At 64.9% G+C, this 24,416-nt stretch carries 22 protein-coding genes; 8 read left to right on the top strand and 14 right to left on the bottom strand.

The genetic code is table 11. The features are described 5' to 3' along the window. The first annotated feature begins 12 nt into the window (after positions 1-12). From GYA95_RS01635 to GYA95_RS01625, 3 genes are all read left to right on the top strand, one after another. A complete protein-coding gene (locus tag GYA95_RS01635) occupies positions 13-567 on the top strand; it encodes a L,D-transpeptidase family protein (RefSeq protein ID WP_013971179.1) in 555 nt (184 codons plus the stop codon). Between the two features lie 160 nt (positions 568-727). Beyond that, a complete protein-coding gene (locus tag GYA95_RS01630) occupies positions 728-2,410 on the top strand; it encodes a ShlB/FhaC/HecB family hemolysin secretion/activation protein (protein ID WP_015269132.1) in 1,683 nt (560 codons plus the stop codon). A 27-nt stretch (positions 2,411-2,437) separates the two neighbouring features. Continuing rightward, positions 2,438-6,964 (top strand): hemagglutinin repeat-containing protein, encoded by a 4,527-nt coding sequence (locus GYA95_RS01625; protein ID WP_015269131.1) that lies wholly within the window; start codon positions 2,438-2,440, stop codon positions 6,962-6,964. A gap of 247 nt (positions 6,965-7,211) precedes the next feature. Here GYA95_RS01625 and GYA95_RS01620 read toward each other — a convergent pair whose 3' ends face one another. The 12 genes from GYA95_RS01620 to GYA95_RS01565 form a co-directional block, all read right to left on the bottom strand. Further along, a complete protein-coding gene (locus GYA95_RS01620) occupies positions 7,212-7,871 on the bottom strand; it encodes a general secretion pathway protein GspN (protein ID WP_043935376.1) in 660 nt (219 codons plus the stop codon). After that, complete coding sequence (gene gspM / locus GYA95_RS01615; protein WP_015269129.1) at positions 7,868-8,254, bottom strand: type II secretion system protein GspM; 387 nt, start codon at positions 8,252-8,254, stop codon at positions 7,868-7,870. Before gspM ends, GYA95_RS01620 begins: the two co-directional genes overlap by 4 nt. Beyond that, positions 8,251-9,327, bottom strand: coding sequence for a type II secretion system protein GspL (gspL, locus tag GYA95_RS01610; RefSeq protein ID WP_015269128.1), 1,077 nt, complete (start codon positions 9,325-9,327; stop codon positions 8,251-8,253). Before gspL ends, gspM begins: the two co-directional genes overlap by 4 nt. Continuing rightward, on the bottom strand, positions 9,324-9,995 hold the full coding sequence (locus GYA95_RS01605) for a prepilin-type N-terminal cleavage/methylation domain-containing protein (protein WP_015269127.1): 672 nt from the start codon (positions 9,993-9,995) through the stop codon (positions 9,324-9,326). The genes gspL and GYA95_RS01605 overlap by 4 nt, the downstream gene beginning before the upstream one ends. A 71-nt stretch (positions 9,996-10,066) precedes the next feature. Further along, positions 10,067-10,435, bottom strand: a complete 369-nt coding sequence (locus GYA95_RS01600) for a type II secretion system protein GspI (protein ID WP_015269126.1) — start codon at positions 10,433-10,435, stop codon at positions 10,067-10,069. Beyond that, on the bottom strand, positions 10,432-10,869 hold the full coding sequence (gene gspH / locus GYA95_RS01595) for a type II secretion system minor pseudopilin GspH (protein ID WP_015269125.1): 438 nt from the start codon (positions 10,867-10,869) through the stop codon (positions 10,432-10,434). The genes GYA95_RS01600 and gspH overlap by 4 nt, the downstream gene beginning before the upstream one ends. 3 nt (positions 10,870-10,872) lie before the next feature. Next, positions 10,873-11,307 carry a type II secretion system major pseudopilin GspG gene (gspG, locus tag GYA95_RS01590; RefSeq protein ID WP_013971171.1) on the bottom strand — a complete coding sequence of 145 codons (435 nt, stop codon included), beginning with the start codon at positions 11,305-11,307 and terminating at the stop codon, positions 10,873-10,875. Between the two features lie 17 nt (positions 11,308-11,324). After that, positions 11,325-12,527: a type II secretion system inner membrane protein GspF gene (gene gspF, locus GYA95_RS01585; RefSeq protein ID WP_015269124.1), complete on the bottom strand. Its 1,203-nt coding sequence runs from the start codon at positions 12,525-12,527 to the stop codon at positions 11,325-11,327. A gap of 3 nt (positions 12,528-12,530) precedes the next feature. Beyond that, positions 12,531-13,979: a GspE/PulE family protein gene (locus GYA95_RS01580; protein ID WP_015269123.1), complete on the bottom strand. Its 1,449-nt coding sequence runs from the start codon at positions 13,977-13,979 to the stop codon at positions 12,531-12,533. Further along, positions 13,979-15,742 (bottom strand): type II secretion system secretin GspD, encoded by a 1,764-nt coding sequence (gspD, locus tag GYA95_RS01575; protein ID WP_173585793.1) that lies wholly within the window; start codon positions 15,740-15,742, stop codon positions 13,979-13,981. Before gspD ends, GYA95_RS01580 begins: the two co-directional genes overlap by 1 nt. Before the next feature lie 3 nt (positions 15,743-15,745). After that, positions 15,746-16,171, bottom strand: coding sequence for a pilus assembly protein PilZ (locus GYA95_RS01570; protein ID WP_170976270.1), 426 nt, complete (start codon positions 16,169-16,171; stop codon positions 15,746-15,748). Continuing rightward, a complete protein-coding gene (locus GYA95_RS01565) occupies positions 16,168-17,808 on the bottom strand; it encodes a bifunctional UDP-sugar hydrolase/5'-nucleotidase (RefSeq protein WP_015269120.1) in 1,641 nt (546 codons plus the stop codon). The genes GYA95_RS01570 and GYA95_RS01565 overlap by 4 nt, the downstream gene beginning before the upstream one ends. Before the next feature lie 223 nt (positions 17,809-18,031). Here GYA95_RS01565 and GYA95_RS01560 point away from each other — a divergent pair, with 223 nt between their 5' ends. Together GYA95_RS01560 and GYA95_RS01555 are read left to right on the top strand one after the other, a co-directional pair. Beyond that, positions 18,032-20,092, top strand: coding sequence for a PhoX family protein (locus tag GYA95_RS01560; protein ID WP_015269119.1), 2,061 nt, complete (start codon positions 18,032-18,034; stop codon positions 20,090-20,092). A 258-nt stretch (positions 20,093-20,350) separates the two neighbouring features. Further along, positions 20,351-21,250 (top strand): RHS repeat-associated core domain-containing protein, encoded by a 900-nt coding sequence (locus GYA95_RS01555; protein WP_137137969.1) that lies wholly within the window; start codon positions 20,351-20,353, stop codon positions 21,248-21,250. Positions 21,251-21,592: 342 nt separating this feature from the next. Here the strand turns inward: GYA95_RS01555 and gspK are convergent, their stop codons facing one another. After that, positions 21,593-22,558 carry a type II secretion system minor pseudopilin GspK gene (gspK, locus tag GYA95_RS01550; RefSeq protein ID WP_015269118.1) on the bottom strand — a complete coding sequence of 322 codons (966 nt, stop codon included), beginning with the start codon at positions 22,556-22,558 and terminating at the stop codon, positions 21,593-21,595. 145 nt (positions 22,559-22,703) lie between these two features. Here gspK and tatA point away from each other — a divergent pair, with 145 nt between their 5' ends. From tatA to tatC, 3 genes are read left to right on the top strand one after another with little or no spacing between them, the layout of a single operon-like run. Beyond that, positions 22,704-22,937, top strand: coding sequence for a twin-arginine translocase TatA/TatE family subunit (gene tatA, locus GYA95_RS01545; RefSeq protein ID WP_015269117.1), 234 nt, complete (start codon positions 22,704-22,706; stop codon positions 22,935-22,937). Continuing rightward, the gene (gene tatB / locus GYA95_RS01540; protein WP_015269116.1) at positions 22,937-23,242 is read left to right on the top strand and encodes a Sec-independent protein translocase protein TatB; all 306 of its coding nucleotides are present in this window, start codon (positions 22,937-22,939) and stop codon (positions 23,240-23,242) included. Before tatA ends, tatB begins: the two co-directional genes overlap by 1 nt. After that, positions 23,239-24,000: a twin-arginine translocase subunit TatC gene (tatC, locus tag GYA95_RS01535; protein WP_015269115.1), complete on the top strand. Its 762-nt coding sequence runs from the start codon at positions 23,239-23,241 to the stop codon at positions 23,998-24,000. Before tatB ends, tatC begins: the two co-directional genes overlap by 4 nt. A gap of 103 nt (positions 24,001-24,103) precedes the next feature. On the opposite strand, the gene GYA95_RS01530 is transcribed toward tatC, so the two are convergent. Next, entirely contained in the window at positions 24,104-24,415 is a 312-nt protein-coding gene (locus tag GYA95_RS01530; RefSeq protein WP_015269114.1) for a YqfO family protein, read from the bottom strand. Position 24,416: the final 1 nt, after the last annotated feature.

The following is a 24,416-nucleotide window of genomic DNA, read 5'->3' as shown; positions in this document are numbered from 1 at the left end:
GGATACCGTTACATGCGCTGGTTGCTTGCCCTTTTCTGCCTTTGCGTTACCTCGGTGTCCCAGGCGGCCTTCACCGAGACCATCATCCGCAAGCCCCAGCCGGCAGTGCAAACCCCGTCGCCTTCGCAGCAGGCCATGCAACCGCTGATCGACAAGGTGCTGGTGATCAAGTCCGAGCGCCGTCTGCAACTGATCAGCCGTGGCGAACCGCTGAAAACCTACCGCATCTCGCTGGGCAAGCAGCCAAAAGGCGCCAAGGAGCGCGAAGGCGACAAGAAAACCCCCGAGGGCCTTTACTGGCTGGACTGGCGCAAGCAAAGCGACCGTTTCAACCTGGCCATACACATCAACTACCCGAACATCAACGACGCGGCCCGTGCCACTCGTGAAGGGGTGAGTGCCGGCAGCATGATCATGATCCATGGCACGCCGATCAACGACGAGTATCCGGAGTGGTACTTCCACACCCTGGACTGGACGGATGGGTGTATTGCCATGCGTAACCGCGACATGCAGGAAGTGTGGGACCTGGTGCGGGATGGCACGTTGATCGAAATTCGGCCCTGATAGCGGGCCTTTCAACTGATGCTGTAGGAAGCTTCCCACCATCAGGCAAGAACGCGCCCTACAAGCGCTTAGGCCGGGTACTGCATCCAGGCGAACCCCTTAATTTTTAGCATCCACGCAGACGAGTACGAAATCCGTACGTCATTTGCGGGGTGCTTCAATGCCGTTCCACATTCATCGCGCCACCTGCTGGGCGCTCACCTGCTGCCTGTCCGGTTTGCTGGCCGCGCCCCAGGCGCTGGCCGACGACCCGGCCAGCCAGCAACTGCGCGATCAGCAGCGCGGGCTGCGACAGCTGGAACAGCAACAGCGGCTGGAACGCTGGCAGCGCCAGCCCGCCCCTGCCGAAAGCCACGACGCCACCGCCCCCCTCCCCCACGACCAGCGCTGCTGGGCCATCACCGGCGTACGCGTGGCCGGCAACCGCGAGCTTTCCGACTCGGCGCTAACGCCAACCCTCCGCAGGTTCATTACCCCGTGCATGGGTATCGCGGAAATCAACGGGCTGCTGAAAGCCATCACCCAGCGCTATGTGCAAGCCGGATACCCGACCAGCCGGCCCTACCTGCAGCAACCTCCACAAGACGGCGCACCGCTGAACCTGGTCATCGTCGAGGGGTTCGTCGAGTCCATCGAAATGGCCGGCCCCGAGTTGCCCCTGTCGCTCCCCGGCGCCTTTCCCGGCCTGCTCGGGCAGCCACTGTTCCTGCCAGCCCTGGAGCAAGGCCTCGACCAGCTCAACCGGCTGCGCGCTTATGACCTGTCCGCAGAGTTGCTGCCCGGCGAACTGCAGGGCGGCACCCGGGTTGTCGTGCAGCCGCGCAAGGTGGCCTCGCGCGGGCACCTGGACAGCCGCTTCGACAACCGCGGCAGCGACCTGACCGGGCGTCATCGCCTGAACCTCGGCTTCGGCCTGGACAGCCCACTGGGCCTCAATGATGACCTGCGCCTGTCACTGAACGGCACGGTGCTCGATGCGCCCGGGCAAAGCCAAGGCATCTCGCTGTACTACAGCATCCCCTACGGCGCCTGGACCTTCGCGCTCAGCGCCAGCGAGCTGCGCTACGAGGCGCCGCTCCCCCACAGCCGCCAGGTAGCCGACGGCAGCAGCAGCTACCAGGGCCTGAGCGTCGAGCGGGTGCTGTGGCGCAACCAACAAGGCATGCTCAGCGCCAGCGCCCGGCTGGACCGCAAGCAGATGGTCAACCGCAGCGCGGGCGCGGTGATCGTCCAGCAGAGCCCCACCCTGGTCTCCTTGGAAGCGGGTATCAACCTGCTGTGGCTCCAGGGCGGCCTGTGGAATGGCTACCTCGGTGTCGCCCAGGGCATCGATGCCTTCGGCGCCGACCGCTCACCGCTGGGAGCGGAACGCCTGCGCCCGGATTTTCGCAAGTACCGAGCCAACCTGCTGCACCTGCGCCAAGGCCCGGCCAGCCACCCATGGCGCTGGCAGAGCGAACTGGCTCTGCAGTACAGCAGTGACCCGCTACCCGCCGTCGAGCAGTTGCTGGCCAGCGACGATTCGGCCGTGCGCGGGTTTCGCCTGCGTACCTACTCAGGTGCCAGCAGCGCCGTCTGGCGCAACACCGTCAGTCAGCCGCTGCCGGAGCGCTGGACGGCTCCCCTGCAGGTACGCCCCTACATCGGCCTGGACCTGGGCTGGACCCGCACTGCCGAAGGCAAGCCTTCACAACGCCTCGCCGGGGCCACTGCCGGGGCCGAACTGAGCCTGCCCGGCAGCCACCTGCGCCTGGGCTACCAACGGGCGCTGTATGCCAGCGACCTGCCCCGCCCGCTGCTGGAACCCGGCTTCTGGGTAGTGGAACTGGCCCTGACCATCTGATTCACCCACAACAAAGAGAACGAGAACATGCAAACACTCTCGCAGTCACCGTATTCCCGCCCGGATATCTTGCGCTGGGCCATCTTCCTCGGCCTGCTCGGGCCCGGCGCCGCACTGGCCCAGGGCGGCCTGGCAGCAACCAGCGGCCCCGGCGGTACACCGGTCATCAACGACGGCCACGGCGTCCCGGTCATCGATATTGTCGCGCCAAACGCCAACGGGCTGTCACACAACCAGTTCCTCGACTACAACGTCGACCGTTCAGGGCTGGTGCTGAACAATGCCACCCAGGCCGGGCAGTCGGAACTGGCCGGTGCCCTGGCGGCCAACCCGCAATTCCAGGGCCAGGCCGCCTCGACCATCCTCAACGAGGTGGTCAGCCGCAACGCCTCGCTGATCGAAGGGCCACAGGAAATCTTTGGCCGCCCAGCCGACTACATCCTGGCCAACCCCAATGGCATCACCCTCAACGGCGGCAGTTTCATCAACACCACGCGCGCCGGCTTCGTGGTGGGTACCCCCGAGTTCGAGGGCCAGCAACTGAAGTATCTCGACACGCTGAACGCCAGCGGTACCCTGCAAGTGCTCGAGGGCGGCCAGCGAAACCCCAACGGCGCCCTCGAGCTGATTGCCCCGCGCGTGGACAGCAAAGGGCTGCTGATGGCGCGCAACTCCATCGATATCACAGTGGGTCGCAACCGTATCGACAGCAGCAGCGGCGAAATTGTCGAGCACCTGCCCGGCACCCCTTCCAGCATCGATGCCAGCCTGTTCGGTGCCATGCGCGCCGGGCGCATTCGCGTGGTGAGCACCGCAGAAGGTGCTGGTGTGCGTGTGGGGGCATCGCAGCTGCTTGGCATCGACGGGGTCGACATCCAGTCGGCCGGCGCCCTGCAGGTCAGCGGCAAGGCCGACAGCCCCGTCGAACTGCACAGCGAACAGGGCGATCTGCGGCTGACCGCTGCCGATGACCTGACACTCGAAACCGTCGATGGGCAGGCTCGGCGAATCGAGGCCAAGGCGGGCAAGAAGCTCACGCTGGATGCCACAACCCGCGAGAACATCGAGCGCGACAGCGACAGCTGGAACAAGAAGTTCCTGTTCGTCACCCGCGAAACCTACAACCGCGAAACTACCACCACCCAGCAGCAGCAACAGGGCAGCCGCTTGCAAGGCAAGGACAGCGTGCTGCTGCAATCCGCTGACGACATGCGCCTGGTGGCTGCCAAGGTGGATGCTGGCAATGAGCTGACCCTCGACAGCGGCGCCAACCTGGCCATCGCTGCGGGCATCGACAGCCAACACACCGAAGAGCAGGTTCGCCACCGCAAGGACTTGTGGCGCGGTGACAGTGATACCGACCAGTACAAGGAAACCGCACAAGGCAGTGCGCTCCAGGCCCAGCGTATGACGCTCAAGGCCAAGAATACTGTCGATGTGAAGGGGAGCAGCCTGCACAGCCGCGGCGACATGGCGATCGAAGCCAAGGAGGCAAACATCGCTACCACCGCCCTGCAGCAGCGCGGTACCCGGCGCGACTATCGCGGCGACCTGGTATCCGGCACCTTCTTTGGCGACCGCAAGGGTAACGACAGCGAAGGCCAGGCCGTTGCCGGCAGCAGTGTCACGGCGGATGGCAAGCTTACCGTGACAGCTGACCAGGTAGCCATCAAGGGCAGTACCGTGTTCGGCAAGGAGGACTCGGTGCTCTACAGCACAAAAGGTGCACTGGCCATCGAAGCCGACCATGGTCGAACCACCTCTACCGACCGTACCAGCGACAGCAAGCTGTTCGGCCTGATTGGCAGCGACCGCGAGAACACCGAGCGTACGCAACAGGTGCTTACCAGCGACGTCAGCTCGGCCACCAATTTGCGCCTGGCCAGCGCCGAGGAAATGCGCATCCAGGGCGCCAAGGTCGTAGCGGGCGAGCACCTGCAGGTAGAGGCCAAGGGCGACCTGCTGATTACCAGCGCGCAAGCGGTTGACGAGCGCGAAACCCGTAACCAGCAACGTGGGTTCACTGCCAGCGCCAAGCAGACGCAGGAGGCCGAGGATGGCAAGCCCGAGTCCCGCCAGTATTCGGCCGGCATTGCCTATGACGTCGCCACCACCAGCAGCAGGCAACGCACCACCAGCCAGGTCGCCAGTGAGCTCGAGGGCGCCTCGGTGAGCCTTGGCAGCAGGGCCCACCTGCAAGTCAACGGTTCCACGGTGAAAGCCGCCGCAGGCGACCTCGATGTGCAGGCCCAAAAGGTGACCCTGGGGGCAACCCGCAATGACCACGACACCACCACCAGCACCACCCAGAGTGGCGGCGGCTTGACGGTGACCGGCGGCATCGACCGGCTGGGCAGCTTGTTCGAAGGCCATCACAACCGCCAGGTGCAGACTGAACGCGACAGCAAGGCGCAACGCAGCACATTGCAGGCCAGCGGCGACCTGAAGCTCAAAGGCGATGAACTGGTCACCGAGGCCGCACGCGTCAAGGCTGGCAACACTCTGCAGGTAACGGCCAAACGCATCGACAACCGCGCGGTGCAGGATATCGAGGAACGTGAACAAAGCCGTGACGACTGGTCGGGCAGCCTCGGCGCCAGTGTCGAGTATCGCGACCTTACCCGCCCCATCGAACGCCTGGTGCTGGGCGAAGAAGCCGCACGCTTCCAGCAAGCCTCCCCCGAAGACGCCATGGCGCCACCCAGCGTTGGCGCCGACATGACCGTGGAGCACATCAAGCGCCTGGAAAACCAGCGCCGCGGCTTTGCCCAGGTGAGCGAGTTGTCCGGGGCCGAGGTCGAAGTCAAGGCCGACAACATCACCGACCAGGGCACCGCCTGGCGCGCCAACGCCGGCAAGCTGCAGATCGAGGCCCGACAACACCAGATGCAGGCGGCCGAGAACACCCAGGAAAATACCGTGCAACGCCTGGCCTACGGCGGCGATGTTCGCCTGGACACCAGCACCGGCGAAGACCTCAATGTACGCGCTGCCGGCAAAGGCGGCTCGCTGGACAAAAAGGACAGCGCCAGCAGCGCCGTACCCGGCAGCCTGTATGGGCAACAGGGCATCCAGGTGCAACTGGGCAGCTCAGGGCATTATGAAGGGACGCGCATCGATGGCGGTGAAGGCAGCGTGGTCATGAGCAGTGCCGGTTCGCTGACATTGCCCCAGGCAACCGACCAGGTCGAACAGCAGTCACGCCAGCTCGACGGCAATGCCTGGGCCAAGGTCGGCAACCGCCCGGGCAGCACCGGCGTCGATGGCCGGGGCTACCTCGACCATGGCCAGAACCAGAGCACACAGCGCAAGGCCCAGGTGGCGCAGATCGACGCCAAGGGCCAGGTACAGCTGAGCAGTGGCGGCGACCTGTTGCTCGAAGGCACCCGCATTGGCAGCCGTGAGGCCAAGACTGGCGACATACAACTGCAAAGCGGCGGCCGGCTACAGGTCAAGGCAGCCAGCGATACCCAGAACGCTACCGGCGCCAAGTTGGGCGGGGGCGTGGAGCTGGCGGTCAAGGCTGGCAACACCAAGGGCGGCGCCATCGGCGGCCACTTCAGCCACGGCAAGCAGGACGAAGCGGCACGCCAGGCGGTGAATGCCCTGTTCGCAAGCAACGGCACAGTGACCCTGGGCAGCAGCGCCCGCGAGAATGTCGCCCTGCACCTTGAGGGCCTGCAGGCTTCGGCCGAACAAATAACCCTCGACGCATCAAATGGGGGCATGCTGGTGGAAGCGTCATCCAGCCAGGAGCGACGTGACAACCTCGACATCACCGCCGGTGCCGGCTTCGACATGGCCAAGGGCGCGCTCGATACTCGCGGCCTGCATGGCCGCGTCAAAGTGGAGCTCGACAAGCGCGACAACCTCACCTGGAATGCCAGCGACCTGCGCGCCGAGCGCATCGACTTGCAAAGCCGCGGCGATACCCGCCTCGAAGGCGCCAACGTGGAGGCTGGGCATATCAAGGGAATGATCGATGGCGACCTGCGTATCGCCAGCCGCAAGGACAGCGTCGATACCCTGAGCGTGAAAGGTGATGCCCGCCTGAGCCAGGAGAAAAACCCGCGGGGCTACGTCAACGCGGCCACTTCGGTGGCAGGGCCGCTGGGGAGCAAGGTGAATGAAAAAGCTGGCTCCGCCCTGAGCAAGGCAGACCCGGGGCTCTCGCCCACTTTCAGCCTCGACGTGTCGCACGCGCAGCGCGACAGCGTAGGCCAGCAGGCCACGCTCAAAGGTAGCGACGGCATCGACCTGCAGGTTGGTGGCAACGCTCACCTGGTGGGGGCACGCTTGCAGTCGGCCAAAGGCGATGTGGTACTCGACGCCAACTCGGTTAGCCGGGAAACACTGAGCGGTAACGACTATCGCCGGGATGTGTCGATCGATGCGTCCAACTCACCGGTGGACCTGGGCACGGCGGTGGCCGAGCTGGCCAAGGGCAAGGGTGCGGCGGATGGGGAAAATGCACTGGACCTTGGGTTGTTGAGGACCAGTGGGCACAATCGCAGTGAGCAGTGGGCTTCGAGTGTGCAGGGCAAGAAAAACTGAGGCAGGCGCCGCGCTGGAGGGCACGGGCTTCGCCCGTGTTCGCGGATAAACCCGCTCTCATGGAACTCATTGGTTCAGTGAGTTTTTATAGGAGCAGCCTTGTGCTGCGAAGAGGTTGGTACTGACAAAGCCTGATTATTGCTCGTACCGGCCTCTTCGCAGCACAAGGCTGCTCCTACAAAGGACGGGTCAGAGTCGATTGGATAAGTTGTAGGAGCCGAGCCAGCTTGCCGGCGATAACACCTGTCTACCAGCGCAAATCCCGCTGCCCTGCCAGCGCCTGCGGCCCAAGCCACTGCACGCCACGCAGCAAAGGCGTCAGCGCCGCTTCTGGCTGCAACTCCACCACCACTTGCGCCCGTCGCGCTGGCAGGTCAGCATCCACGGCCAACAGATGCTGCCCCGGCTGCGCCAACTGCCCGCGCAGGTGCCAGCCGCTGCGGCAGTCCATTTCCAGCCAGCCCTGCCCCAGGCCCAGTGACCAGGGCTCGCTCAAGGCAAGGTCGGTTACCGCGATGCGGCCTTCGCTGGCACGGCATTGCCGCCCTGCTCCCTGCACCCGCAACGCGCCTTGCCACTGGCCGGCCAAGCGGAAATCCGTCGTCACCGTCGCCTGGGCGCCCATGGCCGTCGCCCCCAACCGCCAGCGCCATGGCCAGCCTTCGGCGCGCAACTGCCAGGCCTGGCCCTGGAAGCCCAGCTGTGCATCCGCCTGCAAGCGCCAGGGCTGCACCGCCCAACGCAATGGCCCGACCGGCCCCAGTTGCTGCGCCTGGCCTTGCCACAGGCTGCCGCTGACCTCACGCGCTGGCAGGCCTATCCCGCGCACCACCCAGCTGGCCGGCAGTTCCACCAGCAATGTCACGGTGAATACCAACAGCACCCACGCCACACTTCTTCGGCTCATGGCCGCACCACCAGGTCGAAGCGCAATCTCTTTTCATGCTGTTCCAGCCCCCACTGCAATGGCTGTACGCCTTCTGCACGCAGGGTCTGCAACCAGCCTTGCAGCACTCGCTCGTCGGCCACCTGCCCACGCAGTTGCCAGGTCTTGCCCTGCGCATCGACCTCGGCCAGTTCGATCTGCCGCGCCTGGGCCGACTGGTGTAGCCGCTCCAGGCTCAACCCCGGGCCGCCTTGAAGGCTGGCGGCCTGTTCGGCCAGCCCGCGCCACTGGCTGAGCTCGCGCCATTGCGCAAGGCCTGCGCGCAGGGCCAGGAAAGCCAGCAAAACAGCAATCAGTAGCCAGGCGAACTTCAAACGGTGACGCTGTATCCAGTTCCGGTTCATGAGGCGGCTCCCAGGTCGAACATCACTTGGCCGTCCTGCACCTGAACGGAGGCCCCGGCAGCTGTCGCCATGTCGCTCCATGGCGGCGTACTGCCGTCACCCTCCAGCCGCAGGTGCCAACGCTGGCCGTCGAAACGTACCGCTTGCAAGTGCCAGCCGGGATGGTCACGCAGCCATGTCTGCAGCGCCGCCTGCAAGTCTTCAAGCTGTCGTGTACGCAGTTGCTGTTGTAGTTCACTTTCGCGCAGGCGCTTGAGGGCCTGCGCGGCGTGCCGGGGGCTGGCCTGCTCACCGGTCACGGCGATGACCTGGCTGCGCCAGAGTTGCGCCTGGGCCCACTGCTTGTTCAACCACAGCCCGCCCCAGACGGCAGCCAGTACCAGGCAGGCCGCGAGCAGCCGTTGCTGTGGCCGGGAAACCACCGGCAGCGAACGCACCTTGCGGGTACGCTCGAACAGGCCTGGCAATAAATCGAGCGGTGCCAGCGTACTGGGCCAGTCTCCGCTCAGCGAAACCTTTTGCAGCTCCGCCCACGGCTGCCGTGGCACCTCGCCCAGTGCATCCGGCCAGGCCAGCCAGTGCTCCTGCCTGTCTTCGGCCAGCCCTTTGTACAAATACATGCCGGGTGTGCGCTGCCATTGCCAGGCATTTCCCGCCTCGGGGGGCGGCAGCAGCTGTAGTTCTGCCCAGCAACGTGCCACCTGCAAGCCCCATTCGGCGCACTGCCCGCGCCAGTCCTCCAGTTGCTGACGAGCCACTACCAGTAACCGAAGATGGCCGGGCTCGCGGGCCAGGCAGGCGCATGTCACCTCGTCGACTGCCTGCAGCAAGCGGTCTTCGAGCAACAGCGGCCATTCTTCACGCTTGAGCCCCGGCGGTGCCGGCACGCGGAAGTAGCTGCAGGTCTCGGCAGGCAGGATCAACGCCACACGGGCTTGCAGGTTCGCCGGGGGCTCGCCCTGCCCATGGCGTTGCACAAGGCCGCCCTCGGCCAGCGCCCAGTGCCAGACAACGCCCGGTCGCAGCAACAGCCACGACTGGGCCGGGCTGCGCCGCCGCCATTCAAACTTCATGAGCGCCCCCAAGGGAGGGCGAAAGTGCAGACATAGGGTGCTCCGTCACGCTGCAGTTCCAGACGCACGCCACGGCCGGGGTGCGCAGGTTGGTCGGAAGGCCAGGCCAGCCAGCGGCCGCCCTGGTAATAAAGAACATTCATGGCGCTGACCCGGTCGAGCCGCTCGCGCTGGACCCAGCGTGGGGCGGCGGCGGCATAGAGATCGGCCGAGCTTTCCAGCAGCAGGCGCTGCTCACGCGCCTCGAAGCGCAGGCGCTGGCGCTGCAGGCGCGAGCCGCCTTCGGCTTCCGGCATGCCAGTGATGGCGACCCAGAGCAACTGGTTGCTTGCCGGTTGCCAGTCCAGCCAGCGGCTGGCCAAGGGCAGGCGCTGGTCGTAGACACGGCGCATTACCGGGCTGTCGAAGCGACGCTCCAGGGCCAGGCAGAAATCCAATACCGAGGTTTCCTGGTTGGTGACCTGCAGGCGTTCGCGAACCTTGAGCCAGCCGTTGACCAGGGCGGCGAGCATGATGCCGAGCACGGCGGTAAGTGCCAGGGCTACCATCAGCTCGATCAGGGTAAGGCCGGCCTGGCGGTGCCTCGTGGGTAGACATCTGCGCGGGGGGTTGAACTGGGCATCTGTGGGACCGGGTTCACCCGCGAACACCGGCGAAGCCGGTGCCATGCATCGCGGTGCCTGCTTCGCGGGTAAACCCGCTCCTACAGGGACCGCGCACGCTTCAAGATCTCTGTAACTCATGGCCGCTCCAGAAACACGGTGTACTGGCCTAGCGGCAGGCGCTGGTCGCGGTCGGCGAACAACAGCAGCTCGCCACGGCGCAGGTCGCGTACGCCGGTGCGGCGCAGTTGCAGTTGCCAGTGGCAGCGCTGGCCGCCCTGGCTCAGTTCACCGCCAACCTGGTTTTCAGCTGGCCAGTACTGCTCGACGGCAAAGCGGGTTTGCAGTTCCCGCGCGCATAGCAGGCCAAGGCGGTGTTGCTGCAGGTTGTCCTGCACCGCCAGGCGCTGGCGCAAAACCTGGCTGGTGATCACCGCCAGCACCGCGGCAATCGCCAGGGCCACGGTTACCTCCAGCAGGGTGAAGCCACGCTGATGCCGCTTCATGGGGCGACCACCACCTGCATGCGGCCATCGCGGCTCCAGGCCCATTGCTGGCTGCCATCGGCCCAACGCCAGCGCACCTTGCCTGGTTGCGCCCAGCCATGTGGGGTGAACAACAGGCGCGGCTGCGGGCTGGCCGGCCAGTCCGGGCGCAGCCCCTTGGGCCAGTCACCAAGGGCGACTGCCTCGACCACCCAGCCATTACCCTCGCGCCGGACGAACTCCGGACGCTGGCCATTCCAGCGCAGCCCGCGCAGCTGCCCGGCATGCCGGGCCAGCGCGGCCTGCGACCGGGCCTCGCTCGCCAGCCGTTGCAGCGCCTGGTCGACACTGGCCTGGCTGTTGCCGAACCCGGCCACCGCCAATCCGGTCATCAGCCCGGCGATGGCCAGCACCACCAGCAACTCGATCAGGCTGAAGCCCCGCTGACGACGCACCCGTTACAGTTCCCAGTTACCCAGGTCGGCATCCTGGCCTTCGCCGCCCGGCAGCCCGTCGGCACCCAGCGAGTACACGTCGACCCGGCCATGTTCGCCGGGCATGCGGTACTGGTAAGGGGTGCCCCACGGGTCTTCCGGCAGGCGGCGCACGTAGCCGTCGCTGCGCCAGGCCCGTGGCAGCGGCTCCTGGGCCGGCTTTTTCACCAGCGCGGCCAGGCCCTGCTCGCTACTGGGGAAGCGCAGGTTGTCCAGGCGGTACATGTCCAGCGCTTGCTCCAGGGTGGCCAGGTCGGCCATCACCTTCTGCTTCATGGCCTTGTCCTGGTTGCCCAGCACGCTGGGCGCAACCACGGCGATGAGCAGGCCGATGATGAAGATCACCACCATGATTTCCATGAGGGTGAAACCGCGCTGGCGGTTACGTCGATGCTGCATGGCAGTACTCCTTGTCGTCACAGTTGCAGGCCCTGGTTGAGTTGCATGATCGGCAACAGCACCGCCAGCACGATGAACAGCACCACGGCGCCCATCACCAGGATCATCAGGGGTTCGAACAGCGCCATGGCGGTATCGACCTGGCGGGCGAAGCCGCGCTCCTGGTCATCGGCCACGCGCTCGAGCATGTCGGCCAGGGTGCCGCTGGCCTCGCCGCTGCCGACCATGTTCACCAGCAGCGGCGGGAACTGCTGGCAGGCATCCAGCGCGCGATGCAGGCTGGTGCCGCCCTGAACTTGCTGGCGCACCTGCTCCATGGCCAGGCGGATACGGCGGTTGCCGACGGTTTCGGTGGCCACTTGCAGGGCTTCGAGCAGGGCCACGCCACTGCCGCTGAGGATTGCCAGGCTGCGTGCCAGGCGCGCGCTTTCCAGCACCTGCAGCAGGTTGCCTATATGTGGCAGGCGTAGCAGCAGCTGGTCACGGCGCAGGCACCAGTGCGGCTTGCGCAGCAACCAGCCGCCGAGCGCGCCAAGCAACAGGGCCAGCGCCAAAAGCCAGGGCCCGGCCTGCACCAGCCCTTGGCTCAGGCCGATCAGCAACGAGGTAATGAGCGGCAGGCTTTGCCCGGCATGGGCGAATTGTTCGGTGAGCTTGGGTACGACGAAGGTCATCAGGCCTACCACCACGGCAAGCGACACCCCCATCAACACGGTGGGGTAGATCAGCGCGGTACGTGCCTTGTGCTGCTGTCGTTGAACCTGCTCCAGGTGGTCAGCGAGGCGGGTCAGCACCTGGGCCAGGCGACCGGACCGCTCGCCGGCCTCGACCAGCGCGCAGTACAGGCCGGTAAACGGTGCCCCCTGACGTGCCAGGCTGCGAGCCAGGCCCAGGCCTTCGGCCAACGAGCCGCGCAAGGCCACCAGCACACTGTGCAAGGCGGGCTGGCGCAGTTGCCGTTCCAGGGTAGCCAGGGCGTCGACCAGAGGGATACCGGCACCGGTCAGGGTGGCCAGCTGACGAGTCAGTTCGCATAGCTGGGCGCGGCTCAGGCGCTGGCGCCGGGGTTGCCGGGTGCCGGCTTCGTGACGCTGCAAGCGGCGGGCGAACAGGCCCTGCTCACGCAACAACTGGCGGGCATGACGTTCGCTGTCGGCCTGCAAGCTGGCCTTGTGGGTCTTGCCGGCGAGGTCGACGGCCTGGTAGCGATAGGTCGGCATGGCTCAGCCCTGCACCACGCGTAGTACTTCGGCCAGGCTGGTCTCGCCACGGGCCAGGCAGTCACTGGCCATCGCCACCAGGCTCTGCCGGCGCTCGGCCAGGTAGTCCTGCATGGCCAGTTCGCTGGCGCCGTCGTACAACAGGCCGATCAGCCCGGCATCCAGCTCGATGAATTCATACAGGCCCAGGCGCCCGACATACCCGCTGCCCTGGCACTGCTCGCAGCCCACCGCGTGGTAGCTGCTGCCCAGCGCCGCCAGCTCGGGCCACAGGTCGCGTTCCGCCGGCTGCAGCGGGTGCGCCACGGCGCAACTGCACAAGCGCCGCACCAGGCGCTGGGCCAGTACGCCGCGCAGGCACGAGGCAATCAGGAACGGTTCGATGCCCATGTCGCGCAGGCGGGTCACCGCGCCCACCGCACTGTTGGTGTGCAGCGTGGACAACACCAGGTGGCCGGTGAGGCTGGCCTGCACGGCGATCTGCGCGGTCTCCTGGTCACGGATTTCGCCAAGCATGATCACGTCCGGGTCCTGGCGCAGGATGGCGCGCAGGCCGCTGGCAAAGGTCAGCCCGGCACGCGGGTTGATGGCGGTCTGGCCGATGCCTGCGATAGCGTATTCCACCGGGTCCTCGACCGTGAGGATGTTGCGGCTGCCGTCGTTGAGGCTGTTGAGGCTGGCATACAGGGTAGTGGTCTTGCCCGAACCGGTCGGCCCCGTGGACAGCACGATGCCGTTGGGCCGCACCAGGCAACTGCGCAGGCCGTGCAATACCGCTGCCGGCATGCCCAGGTTGCCCAGCGCCAGCAGGCTGGCCTGCTTGTCGAGCACACGCATCACCACCCGTTCACCATGGATGCCGGGCAGGGTCGAGACCCGCACATCCACTTCGCGCCCCGCCGCACGCAGGGTGATACGGCCATCCTGGGGCTGGCGCTTTTCGGCGATGTCCAGACGGGCCATGACCTTGATCCGCGACACCAGCATGGCCGACAACGCACGCGGTGGGCGCAACACTTCGCGCAGGTGGCCATCGACGCGCAAGCGCACCACCAGGCTCTGCTCGAAGGTTTCTATGTGAATGTCCGAGGCACGCAGGCGCAGGGCCTGGCCGAACAGGCCGTTGATCAGGCGGATTACGGGGGCTTCGTCGTCGCTTTCCAGCAGGTCCTCGATGCGCGGCATTTCGCTCATCAGGCTGTCCAGGTCGACCTGGTCGCCGATGCCTTCGATCAGCGCCTCGGTGGCGGCATCGCCGGCCTGGTACAGCTGGCCGAGGCGTTCGTCGAACAGTGCAGGCTCCAGGTATTCGAGCAGGCTGGGCTGGCCGTGCACGCGCAGCAGCTCCTGCAATTGGGCGCTGTCGGCGTCATGCCGCAACCATAGCTGCCAGCCCTGCTCCGCAGGGGCCATGGCCACCCCGCTCTGCCGTGCCTGGCGATAAGGCAGCATCACCAGTCACCGCCTTCCAGCCGTGCGCGGCTGGAGGGGAACACCTGCAACAGCGGCGTAGCGTTTTGGGCATCCGCCAGGTCGGGCAACTGCAGCGGCGTGGTCTGCTGCAAGGTGCGGTACTTGTCTTCGCTGAGCCCGGCCAGGCTCGGCCCGTCACGCAGGATGCGCGGGCGGATGAACACCATCAGGTTCTGCTTGGTGTTCTTCGTGGCGTCGGAGCGGAACAGCCGGCCCAGGTAAGGGATATCGCCAAGCAGCGGCACACGCTGGTCGCTGGTGCTCAGTTCGTCGCTGATCAGGCCGCCGAGGATCACCAGGCCGTTGTCCTCGACCATGACCTTGGTCTTGATCTCGCGCTTGTTGGTGATCACGTCGCTGGCAGCCGTGGTGTCGGCAATCGACGACACTTCCTGGACGATGTCCAGGCGCACGCTGTTGTCGATGTTGATCTGCGGCTTGATGCGCAGCTTCACCCCGACTTCCTTGCGCTCGATGGTCTGGTACGGGTTGGCGTTGTTCTGCGTCACCGATCCGGTGACGAAGGGCACTTCCTGGCCGACCAGGATCGACGCCTCGGCGTTGTCCAGGGTCAGCAGGGTGGGCGTGGACAGCAGGTTGAAGCCGCTCTTGCCCTTCAGCGCGTTGACCAGCATGGCGAAGTTGAAGCCGCCGCCGAAATGGCCGATACCCGCCATGGCGCCGGTGGTGCTGGACAGCAAATCGCCAAGGGCCTCGTTGTCGCCGCTGGCAGCGGCCCCTGCGATGCTGGCGATGTTTACCCCGTTGCTACCGAAGTTGACGATGCCGGCACCGAACTTCTCGTCAGCGAACAGCCACTGCACGCCCAGTTCCTGGGCGCTGCTGTCGGACACCTCGGCGATGATCGCTTCCACCACTACCTGGGCACGGCGGATGTCCAGCTGCTCGACGATGGCGCGGTAAGCGGCCAGCTCGCTGTCGGGGCCGACCATGACCACGGCGTTGGTGCCTTCTTCGTATTCCAGGCGGATGCCCGCCCCCCCGGCGACAGGCACTACGGGCCTTTCCTTGCCCTCTGCTTCGCCCGCACCTTCAGAGGGCGCCATGCCTTCCTGGCTGAGCCCACGCAACACCTTGACCACTTCGCCAGCATTGGCATGGCGCAGGTAGATGACCTGGGTACTGCCGCTGCCTGGTGCGTCCTGGGGGCGGTCGAGCTGGCGCAGCAAGCTGGCGATACGTTCCAGGTTGCTGCGCCAGTCGGTAACTACCAACTGGTGCGCTGCCGGATAAGGTGTGATCACACCGACCCGTGGGTCGATCAGGGGCTTGAGAATGCCCAGCACCTGCTCGCTGGCGGCGTTACGCACATTGAATACCCGCGTAGCCACACTGTCGCTGCCTTCCCCCTGCTGCCCTCCCGCCTCCACCGGCACAGGCTCCAGGCGGGCGGCCTGGTCGGGAACGATCTTCACGCTGCCATTGGGCAGGTCGACAGTGGCGTAGCCCTGGGCGCGCAGCTGGGCCAGAAAGATGTCGTAGATGGCATCGGCGTCGTGCAGGTCGACGGTGCGCACGGTGACCTTGCCCTTGACCCGGGGGTCGACGATGAAGGTGGTGCCGGTGATGCGCGACACGCTGTCGATGAACTCGCCCAGTTCGGTGTCGACGAAGTTCACCTCGTACATCGGCGTACCGTTGTCGTCGAACACCGGCTCTTCAGCACAAGCCATGGACAGGGCCAGGCTCAGTGCGGCCGCCACGCAATATCTAACAGGCATCGTTCATCCTTGCCGCTTGAAGCCGGTCACGGCGGGGCGTGGCGGCCAGGGCAGGCGTTCACGCCGCCCCTGGTTGTTGAAAATCAGGCCATCGCTGTCGATGTCCTGCAGCACGATCCCTGGCGCCAGGCGCTGGCCGCGGGCCAAGGTGCGCACCTGTTCGCCATAGCGCAGCACCACCACGCTGGAGGCCAGCGGCTGGGCCTTGAGGCCACCCAGGTATTGCAACGGCAGGCGGGTGATGGCGATGGCACCGTCGTTGACGGGTACCTGCCAATGGCCGACCATCAAGCCAGGCAGCGGCTTGTCGGGCGCGGCGGGCGCAGTGGCCGGTTGCGGCTGGCGGCCCAGCTGCAGCACGCACTGGGCCGCCAGCCAGCCGACCAGGGTCAGGCCAGCGCCAGTCAGCAGGCGCGAGGCGAGCATCACGAGGCCAGTTGCCTTGGGTGCCAGCCCGGGTGCCCCTGCACGTAGCGCACTTCGGGCAGTTGCAGCGGCGCCAGTTGCCAGTCGCTTGCCTGGCGGGCGAGCCAGGCTTCGACCCGTTGCCACAGCGGCTCGCCGGCCTGGGTTTCGAATTGCAGGCCAAAGGTGCGGCAAAGGCCCTGCACCGGCTCCAGGCCACTGATGCGCTTGCCTTGCGGGCTGTAGCTGACACGCCAGGCCTGGCCCTGCCAGCGCGGCAGGTCCTGGCTGTTGTCCAGCAGCAGCGGGTCGCCGAACAGTTGCTCCGCGGCGTTTTCCAGCACTTGTTCGACCTGCCGGGCCGGAGCTTCGACCACCGGTGCCGGGTAGCCACCGGTGAGGCTGATCAGGTGTTCGCGGGTAATGGCCGCCCCGGCGGGCAGCGGATAGTCGTAACGCAGGCCCGGCAGCAACACCGGCATGCTGCTGTCGTCGGCCAGGGCCTGATGCAGCAGGCGGTCCCAGCTGCCGCCTCGGGTATCGCGGCGCCACAGCGCCTGGGGTGCGCGGGCCAGCGGTTGGTCGAGCCAGGCTGCGTGGCCGGCGCGCTGCTGGCGCAATTCTGCCTGCAATGCCCCGATACGCTGCTGCGCGGCGGGTGCCAGCTGGTGCTCAAAGGCTGGGAAGAAACGCCCGTCGAACTGCCACAGCCCGGCCACGCGCTGGCAGCGCAGGCGGAAGGTGCCGCTGCCCCGGCAACCGGCGAACAGCACCGGCACGCGGCGGCCGCTGGCCTGGCTAACCTCGACCGGCGCCGGCCACAGGTCCTGGCCGCGGGCGCACAGCAACACGTCGATCTGCGGCACCCGCTCGGCCAGCCACAGGCCCGGCCCGGTACCGACATCGGCCATGGCTACCACCAGGTCAGCATCGCGCCGCGCCTGTTCGAACACCGGCTGCAATGATTGGTACCACTGTTTAAGAGAGGCTTTCTGGTCCTGGGCGTAGGGGTCGGTCACGCCGACCACAGCAATACGTGCACCGCCACGTTCGAAGACGCGCAAGGCTTCCAGGCCCAAAGCCCGGCGTTGTGTGTCTGCCAGCCCGGCGCCCAGGGTAACGGTGCCAGCCTGGCGATACAGCGCCGGGCTGCGCTGTGGCCACAGCACGCGCTCGTCACTGCTGACCCGCGCTTCGCTGCCCAGCAGCTGGCTGCCCTGCAGGCCGCTTTCGCCCTGGGTCAGGTAGGCCAGGCCACTGCCATTCCAGCCCTGGCCGTTTTCCAGGGTCAGGCTGTTGCCCGCCCCAGCCTCGCCGCGCAGTTGCTCGAGCAACGCCGCCAGCACCGCATAGCCGCCCAGCTGGGCAGATGCAGCCTGGCTGGCATCGAGCAATGGTGCCAGTTGCGGGTAGGCGATGCTGGCACTGCTGCCGGTCATCCATGGGGCGCGGCCCAGGTGGCTGACCGGCCCAAGGCGGGTGGCCGGCACCACGGCCTGGCCAGGCTGGCGGGCATCGAGGGTGTCGGCCACGTACAGCAGGTCGAAGCTGGCATTGCCGCCCTGCTGCCCAGGAAGGGCGGAGCAGGCGCCGAGCAACGGTGCCAAGGCACCGATACCCATCCAGCTGATCACTTCGCGCCTGTGCACACTGCTTGCCATCGAACCCGCCATCCTTATCCATGTTCATTCAGGGCCCCGGATGTTGCGGCGTTGGCATTACAGTTTGATGGCAGAAATCCGACAGCCATTCCAAATTGATCTGTAGAGCACGCTTCTAAGAGCGAGTTGTTTTAAAACCCCTTTAACATTTCTGCCAATGAATCATCATATTTGCGCACTAAAGTCGCGGTTCCTCCAACTCAGCCAACATAAGGACACCCTGATGAGTCGAGATACCGGCGACAACCTGGACCGGAACCAAAGCGGCAACCTGCCGATGGCCAGCGTTATGGACGCCTACCTGAGCCGCCGCAGCGTGATGCGTGGCAGCCTGGGCGCCGCCATCGCTATGATTGCCGGTACCGGCCTGACAGGCTGCTTCGACGGTGGTGGTTCCGATCACGATGATCCGGTCACCGAGCCACCCGTGACTGAGCCGGAAGTGCCGAAACTGGCACTGGGCTTCCAGTCCATTCCGGGCTCGCGCACCGACGCCTGCGTGGTAGCCGCCGGTTACAGCGCCTATGTGCTGGCGCCCTGGGGCACGCCGATCAACAGCAACGGCAACCCGTGGAAATCCGACGGCAGCAACACCTCGACCGACCAGGCCAACGCCATGGGCATGCACCATGACGGCATGCACTTCTTCCCCATCAACGGCAGCTCCGAAGACGGCCTGCTGGCGATCAACTTCGAGTACATCGACACCGCCGCCCTGCACCCGGCCGGCCCGACCACCGATGTGAACGGCAAGCGCCCGGTCGAGGAAGTGCGCAAGGAAATCAACGCCCATGGTGCCGGCGTGGTGCGCCTGCAGAAAATCGGCGGCCGCTGGCAGGTGGTCGACAACGACCCGCTCAACCGCCGTTTCACTACCGCCTCGCGCATGGAAATAACCGGCCCCCTGCGCGGCACTGATCACGTGAAGACCAAGTATTCGCCGGACGGCACCCACTGCCGCGGCACCAACAACAACTGCGGCAACGGCTACACCCCCTGGGGTACCTACTTGACCTGTGAAGAGAACTGGCCAGGCATCTTCGTCAACAAAGGTACCCGCCCTGAAGACCAGCGCCGCATTGGCGTGGGCACCTCCAGCGGCCAGTACAAGTGGGAAACCGCAGCCGGTGACAGCAGCGAAGTGGCCGACGAATTCGCTCGTTTCGACGTCACCGTCAAAGGCGCCAGCGCCACCGACGACTACCGCAACGAAGCCAGCACCTACGGCTACATCGTCGAGATCGATCCGTACAACAGCGCCACACTGGCCACCAAGCGCACCGCGCTGGGCCGTTTCCGCCACGAAGGTTGCTGCCCGGGCCTGGCGGTCGCGGGCAAACCGCTGGTGTGGTACATGGGCGACGATTCGAACAACGAGTACCTGTACAAGTGGGTGTCCACCGCTGTGTGGGACGCCGCCGACGCCAACCCCGCCGACCGCCTGGCCACCGGCGCCAAGTACCTCGACCAGGGCAAGCTGTACGTGGCACGCTTCAATGCCGACGGCACTGGCGTATGGCTGCTGCTGGACGTGGGCACTGCGACCACTGGCGGCAGCACCTTGGGTGCGCTGTATGGCGACCTGCCGGGCATCATCCTCAACACCCGTGGTGCTGGCGATGCGGTGGGCGCAACGCCGATGGACCGCCCGGAATGGACCACGGTCAACCCGCTGAACGGCGACGTGTACCTGACCCTGACCAACAACAGCGCGCGCACCCCGGAGAAGGTCGATGCAGCCAACCCGCGCGGCCCGAACCGTCACGGCCACATCATCCGCTGGCACGACAGCGACGACCAGCTGAGCTTCACCTGGGACATCTTCGTGTTCGGCGCCAACGCTGCCGGTACGGCCGACATCAACCGCTCCGGCCTGACCGAACTGAACCAGTTCGCCAGCCCGGACGGCATGAGTTTCGATAGCCGTGGCGTGTTGTGGTTCGAGACCGACAACGGCGAGAGCACCGTGACCGACTACACCAACGACCAGCTGCTGGCAGTGATCCCCACCAATCTGGTGGATGCCAGTGGCAAGCAGGTGCCGGTGAACGCGCAGAACCAGGTGGACCTGCGCCGCTTCTTCGTCGGGCCGAATGGCTGCGAGGTGACCGGCATTACCTTTACCCCGGACAACAAGACGCTGTTCGTCAACATCCAGCACCCGGAGAACTGGCCGTATACCGACAAGGCCACCGATGCCACCCCGGCAGGTGCCACGGTAAGGCCGCGGGCTGCGACGGTGGTGATCCAGCGTATCGATGGCGGGGAGATCGGCACCGCCTGATTGATCTGCGCACGGGGGCCGCTTTTGCGGCCCTATCGCGACACAAGGCCGCTCCTACAAGGGATCGCATTCCCCTGTAGGAGCGGCCTTGTGTCGCGATGGGCTGCAAAGCAGCCCCGGAAAAATCATCCGTTACATTTCTACTCGGGACCGCATGCCCAGTAGCAGTGTATTCAAACCACCTGATAAATCTGCCAGTAGACATCCGCAAGCTTGTGAAAAATACTTTTACCACTTGTAACCCTTTGGAACACACACATGCGTTCAGCAACGCCCCAATCAAAACAGAAAAAATTCTTTTTCCAAGATAACCAATTGACTTGTGAAGCAAGTGACAGCCCACGTCGCCTATTGTGGGCCAATGGCATTACACTAGCGGAACTAGACATCTCGAAAAAAGCCAGCCAAATTCTGCAATCCGACAATGCAAACACTGCTTTGCGCAGTATTCCAGAAGGTTTGCCACAAAACTATTCGCCCTATGGATTTCTCCAAACAACTCCATTAGCACATCTTGTCGCATTCAGCGGGCAGCGACTCGATACAATGCTGCAATGTTATGCACTTGGCAATGGACGCCGATTCTATAGTCCCAGATCAAGACGATTTCTCCAGAGTGATAATCAATCTCCGTTCCGTAAAGGTGGACCTAATGGATACAGCTATTGCCAGAACGACCCCATCAATCGGCATGACCCAAATGGACAATGGTGGCAATGGTTGAAGCGGGGAGTAAATTGGCTGGCCGGTAAGCTTCCAACATATTCTGTAGATAGACCACAGTTACGCACCGGAAACCAAACCTTACAAAGCCCCAACGTTAATATAAGAATTCATACCACTGAACAAGCACCATCACCGGATTCATTTCACGTTTCACTAAATATCCGTGACATCGAGTTTGCCGCGAGAATAGGAAACAGAGTCATTAATAGTGCCACAGTACTAGAACCATTGTCTAATGCGGCCGTCAGACAGTTAAACCATGCAGCCGCTGGACTTGCAGTGGCCTATACTACCGACCGTGTAACGAATAGTATTTTTGGCGAACCCAATACGGCTCTCGCTGTAACCGCCGAGCTCGGAACTCTAGCTTATCTCGATAGACGCCTAATCAGTGATACTGCATCAGCCATTCGAAATGTATATTTCCGATAGCACCATAATGCTTCAACCGCCATTGAATTAGCTTTTGCAATCCAAGGGTGCTGTCGAGCAAATTGGAGCAGCGCCGTGGTCTTGTGACGCGCCTCTTCCAAGGATGTATTGCTCAGCGAAAAATAGTTCCGCGACATGGGCCACGGAAAGGCTTCAGGCTGTGACTGTGGTGATCCAGCGTACTGATGGCGGCGAGATTGGGACTGTCTGACCGTTCTGGGCATAGGGGCCGCTTTGCGGCCCTATCGCGACACAAGGCCGCTCCTACAAGGGATCGCATTCCCCTGTAGGAGCGGCCTTGTGTCGCGATGGGCTGCAAAGCAGCCCCGGCAATCTCAAGCCCTACCACACCATCGGCTCGCGGCTGCGCACCCGCACCTGCTGCGCCGGTACCCGGGCATGCCATTGCACCACCCCCAGCGCCTCCACCTGGAACTCACTGCGTATCACCCGCCCCTCCTCCGCGAACGACAGCTGCAACAGGAAATACCCGCTGTTCAGCAGCAGCCCTTCGCTCAAGCGCTCGAAGGTTTCGTCATCCACCGCCCCCAGGGCCTGGCGTAGCGCAGTTGCATCCACATACCCCGACGCCGGCCGGCCGCTGATGATGCGGCTGAGCAACGAGCGTGGATAACGCCCTTCATACAGCGCCTCCAGCAACGGCAGATGCTCCAGCCCCAGGGCATTGGCATTCAGCCGCCAGCCGGTGGTCTGCGGCAAGGCGCACAGCATCGGGTAACGGCCCTGGCGGCTGGCGTCCGGCTCCAGTAGCAGATTCAGCTCGCTGGTATCGAGCATCGGCTGGTTGGCAGCCAGGCGTGGTGGTTGCTGGCGCAGGTACTGGGCGCTCTCGGCGCCCTGCAGGCGGGCATCGCTGTCGGCATCCAGCCAGTCGGCCAGGGCATCGACCAGGCGCTCGGCAGCCATGTCGTCGCCCAGCAGGTAGCGCAACTGGCGCGCAGCACGCTCGCCGTCAGCACCGAGCAGCGCATTGACGTTGAAACAGGTGTGCTGGTCGCGCACCCGCAACTGCGCCTGGCCGGCGCCAAAATCGTAGTTCAACGGCTGCCCGCGCAAGGCCTGCCAGAACAGTGGGCTAAGCCGCCAGCTGGGGTCACGCAGGGCCTGCTCGGCATAGGCCAGGCCGGCCTGCTCCATCGCGCGCGCCTGCACCCGCTGGTGCAACAGACGCACATCATCGACCTGGCGTCGGCCATCTTCCACCAGCCAGGCCATGCCCGCCGCCAGCATCGCCAGCACAACCATCACCATCAGCAGGGCCGCGCCCTGCTGTTGCCTGCCACCCATCCTTGCCTGCCCCTGTCGCCGAATAAAGACGCCAGTCAACACGCCCGGTGTTGCAGGTAGATGGCAGTGACCGTTCGTCATGTGTACGTCATCTGCGCGAGGCAGGATTGTCTTTCCTTTTCATGACCTTACAGGAGTGGTCGCAATGGGTGGCATTGGAATCTGGCAACTGGTGATCGTACTGCTGATCGTATTCCTGCTGTTTGGTACCAAGCGCCTCAAGGGCCTGGGCAGCGATATGGGCGAGGCGATCCAGGGTTTTCGCAAGTCCATGGGCGGTGACACTGACGCCACTCCCCCAGCGCAAACGCAGGTGCAGCAACAGTGCCCGTTGACCGGTCAGGGTACGCAGCAACCGCAAGCAGACCGTCAGCCCTGATGTTCGAGGTAGGCTTCAGCGAGTTGCTGCTGGTCGGCATCGTCGCACTATTGGTTTTAGGCCCGGAGCGCCTGCCGGTGGCTGCACGCACCCTCGGGCGCGGCCTGGGCCAGGCGCGCAGGGCCATGCACGCCTTGCGCAGGCAGGTGGAGCGGGAGATCGAACTGCCCGCTGTCGAGCTACCCACTCTCGACAGTGCGCCTTTGCAGCGCCTGGAACAGGAGATCCGCCAAGGCATCAGCCTGAAAGCGGAGCCGGCCAATGATGCGGCCACGGTCGCTCCCCCCAAGGAAAACCTTTCATGAGCATTGCCATGGACCCGGCGGCGAGCATGCCGCTGACCGAACACCTGCGCGACCTGCGCAAACGCCTGATGCGTTGCCTGGCGCTGGTGGCGCTGGTGTTCGCCGGCCTGTTCCCCTTTGCCCAGACGCTGTATACGCTGATTTCCGAGCCGTTGCGGCGCTTCTTGCCGGAAGGCGCGAGCATGATCGCCACCAGCGTCACTTCGCCGTTCCTGACGCCGTTCAAGCTGACTGCGATGTGCGCAGTGTTTATCGCCATGCCACTACTGCTGCACCAGGCCTGGGGCTTTCTGGCGCCGGGGCTGTACCGCCGTGAACGGCGCATTGCCCTGCCGTTGCTGGTATCGAGCATCGTGCTGTTCTACGCCGGCATGGCCTTCGCCTTCTTCCTGGTGTTCCCGATGATGTTCGGCTTCTTTGCCAGCGTGACACCGGAGGGGGTGGCGATGATGACTGATATCAGCCAGTACCTGGACTTCATCCTTGCGCTGTTTCTGGCGTTCGGGCTGGCGTTCGAGATCCCGGTGGCGACGTTTATCGTGGTCTGGGTGGGGTTGGCCGATGTAGCTACATTGCGGCGCAGCAGGCCCTACGTGATCGTCGGCTGCTTTGTGGTGGGGATGATCCTGACGCCGCCGGATGTGTTTTCACAGACGATGCTGGCGGTGCCGATGTGGGTGCTGTTCGAGGTGGGGTTGCTGGCTTGTGGGTGGTTGAAGCGGCCTGGGCAGGGCAAGGAGATTGTGGCTGGATTGTAGGGCCCTATCGCCGGCAAGCCAGCTCCCACAGAGATATCACAGGTTCTGATGACTGCGATATTCCTGTAGGAGCGGGCTTGCCCGCGAATAGCCTTGATGCGGTCTAGAACTCGGCGAGCCGCCAGACTTCGTAGGCTGGCGTCTCGTACGGGTGGCTCTGCTTGAGTGCAGCGACGACCTGGGCAATCAGGTCGTCAGCCACCACCAGCTCCACCTTCCACTCTTCCACCACCTCGACCTGGCCGGTTTGCCCGAGGAACGGCTGGCTGCCGTCCAGCGGGCGGAACTGGCCCTGGCCCAGCGTCTGCCAGGCGCAGTGGTCATAGTCACCGATGCGCCCGCCACCAGCGGCGAACACAGCGGCCTTGACCACTTCGACGTGGCTGGCGGGGACAAAGAAGGCGAGCTTGTACACG

The sequence above is a fragment of the Pseudomonas asiatica genome, assembly GCF_009932335.1.
Lineage (GTDB): Bacteria > Pseudomonadota > Gammaproteobacteria > Pseudomonadales > Pseudomonadaceae > Aquipseudomonas > Aquipseudomonas asiatica.
Note: the sequence above shows the minus strand (reverse complement) of the source record. Positions and strands in the feature narration are given on the sequence as shown.

What these genes read in the sequence shown, in the direction of transcription:
- GYA95_RS01600 (WP_015269126.1), bottom strand. Translation starts at nt 10,435, where the DNA reads ATGAAGCGGCATCAGCGTGGCTTCACCCTGCTGGAGGTAACCGTGGCC.
- tatA (WP_015269117.1), top strand. Translation starts at nt 22,704, where the DNA reads ATGGGTGGCATTGGAATCTGGCAACTGGTGATCGTACTGCTGATCGTA.
- GYA95_RS01555 (WP_137137969.1), top strand. Translation starts at nt 20,351, where the DNA reads ATGCGTTCAGCAACGCCCCAATCAAAACAGAAAAAATTCTTTTTCCAA.
- gspD (WP_173585793.1), bottom strand. Translation starts at nt 15,742, where the DNA reads ATGCCTGTTAGATATTGCGTGGCGGCCGCACTGAGCCTGGCCCTGTCC.
- tatC (WP_015269115.1), top strand. Translation starts at nt 23,239, where the DNA reads ATGAGCATTGCCATGGACCCGGCGGCGAGCATGCCGCTGACCGAACAC.
- tatB (WP_015269116.1), top strand. Translation starts at nt 22,937, where the DNA reads ATGTTCGAGGTAGGCTTCAGCGAGTTGCTGCTGGTCGGCATCGTCGCA.
- gspF (WP_015269124.1), bottom strand. Translation starts at nt 12,527, where the DNA reads ATGCCGACCTATCGCTACCAGGCCGTCGACCTCGCCGGCAAGACCCAC.
- GYA95_RS01565 (WP_015269120.1), bottom strand. Translation starts at nt 17,808, where the DNA reads ATGGCAAGCAGTGTGCACAGGCGCGAAGTGATCAGCTGGATGGGTATC.
- GYA95_RS01625 (WP_015269131.1), top strand. Translation starts at nt 2,438, where the DNA reads ATGCAAACACTCTCGCAGTCACCGTATTCCCGCCCGGATATCTTGCGC.
- gspK (WP_015269118.1), bottom strand. Translation starts at nt 22,558, where the DNA reads ATGGGTGGCAGGCAACAGCAGGGCGCGGCCCTGCTGATGGTGATGGTT.
- GYA95_RS01630 (WP_015269132.1), top strand. Translation starts at nt 728, where the DNA reads ATGCCGTTCCACATTCATCGCGCCACCTGCTGGGCGCTCACCTGCTGC.
- GYA95_RS01620 (WP_043935376.1), bottom strand. Translation starts at nt 7,871, where the DNA reads ATGAGCCGAAGAAGTGTGGCGTGGGTGCTGTTGGTATTCACCGTGACA.
- gspM (WP_015269129.1), bottom strand. Translation starts at nt 8,254, where the DNA reads ATGAACCGGAACTGGATACAGCGTCACCGTTTGAAGTTCGCCTGGCTA.
- GYA95_RS01560 (WP_015269119.1), top strand. Translation starts at nt 18,032, where the DNA reads ATGAGTCGAGATACCGGCGACAACCTGGACCGGAACCAAAGCGGCAAC.
- gspG (WP_013971171.1), bottom strand. Translation starts at nt 11,307, where the DNA reads ATGCAGCATCGACGTAACCGCCAGCGCGGTTTCACCCTCATGGAAATC.
- GYA95_RS01635 (WP_013971179.1), top strand. Translation starts at nt 13, where the DNA reads ATGCGCTGGTTGCTTGCCCTTTTCTGCCTTTGCGTTACCTCGGTGTCC.
- gspL (WP_015269128.1), bottom strand. Translation starts at nt 9,327, where the DNA reads ATGAAGTTTGAATGGCGGCGGCGCAGCCCGGCCCAGTCGTGGCTGTTG.
- GYA95_RS01580 (WP_015269123.1), bottom strand. Translation starts at nt 13,979, where the DNA reads ATGCTGCCTTATCGCCAGGCACGGCAGAGCGGGGTGGCCATGGCCCCT.
- GYA95_RS01605 (WP_015269127.1), bottom strand. Translation starts at nt 9,995, where the DNA reads ATGGCACCGGCTTCGCCGGTGTTCGCGGGTGAACCCGGTCCCACAGAT.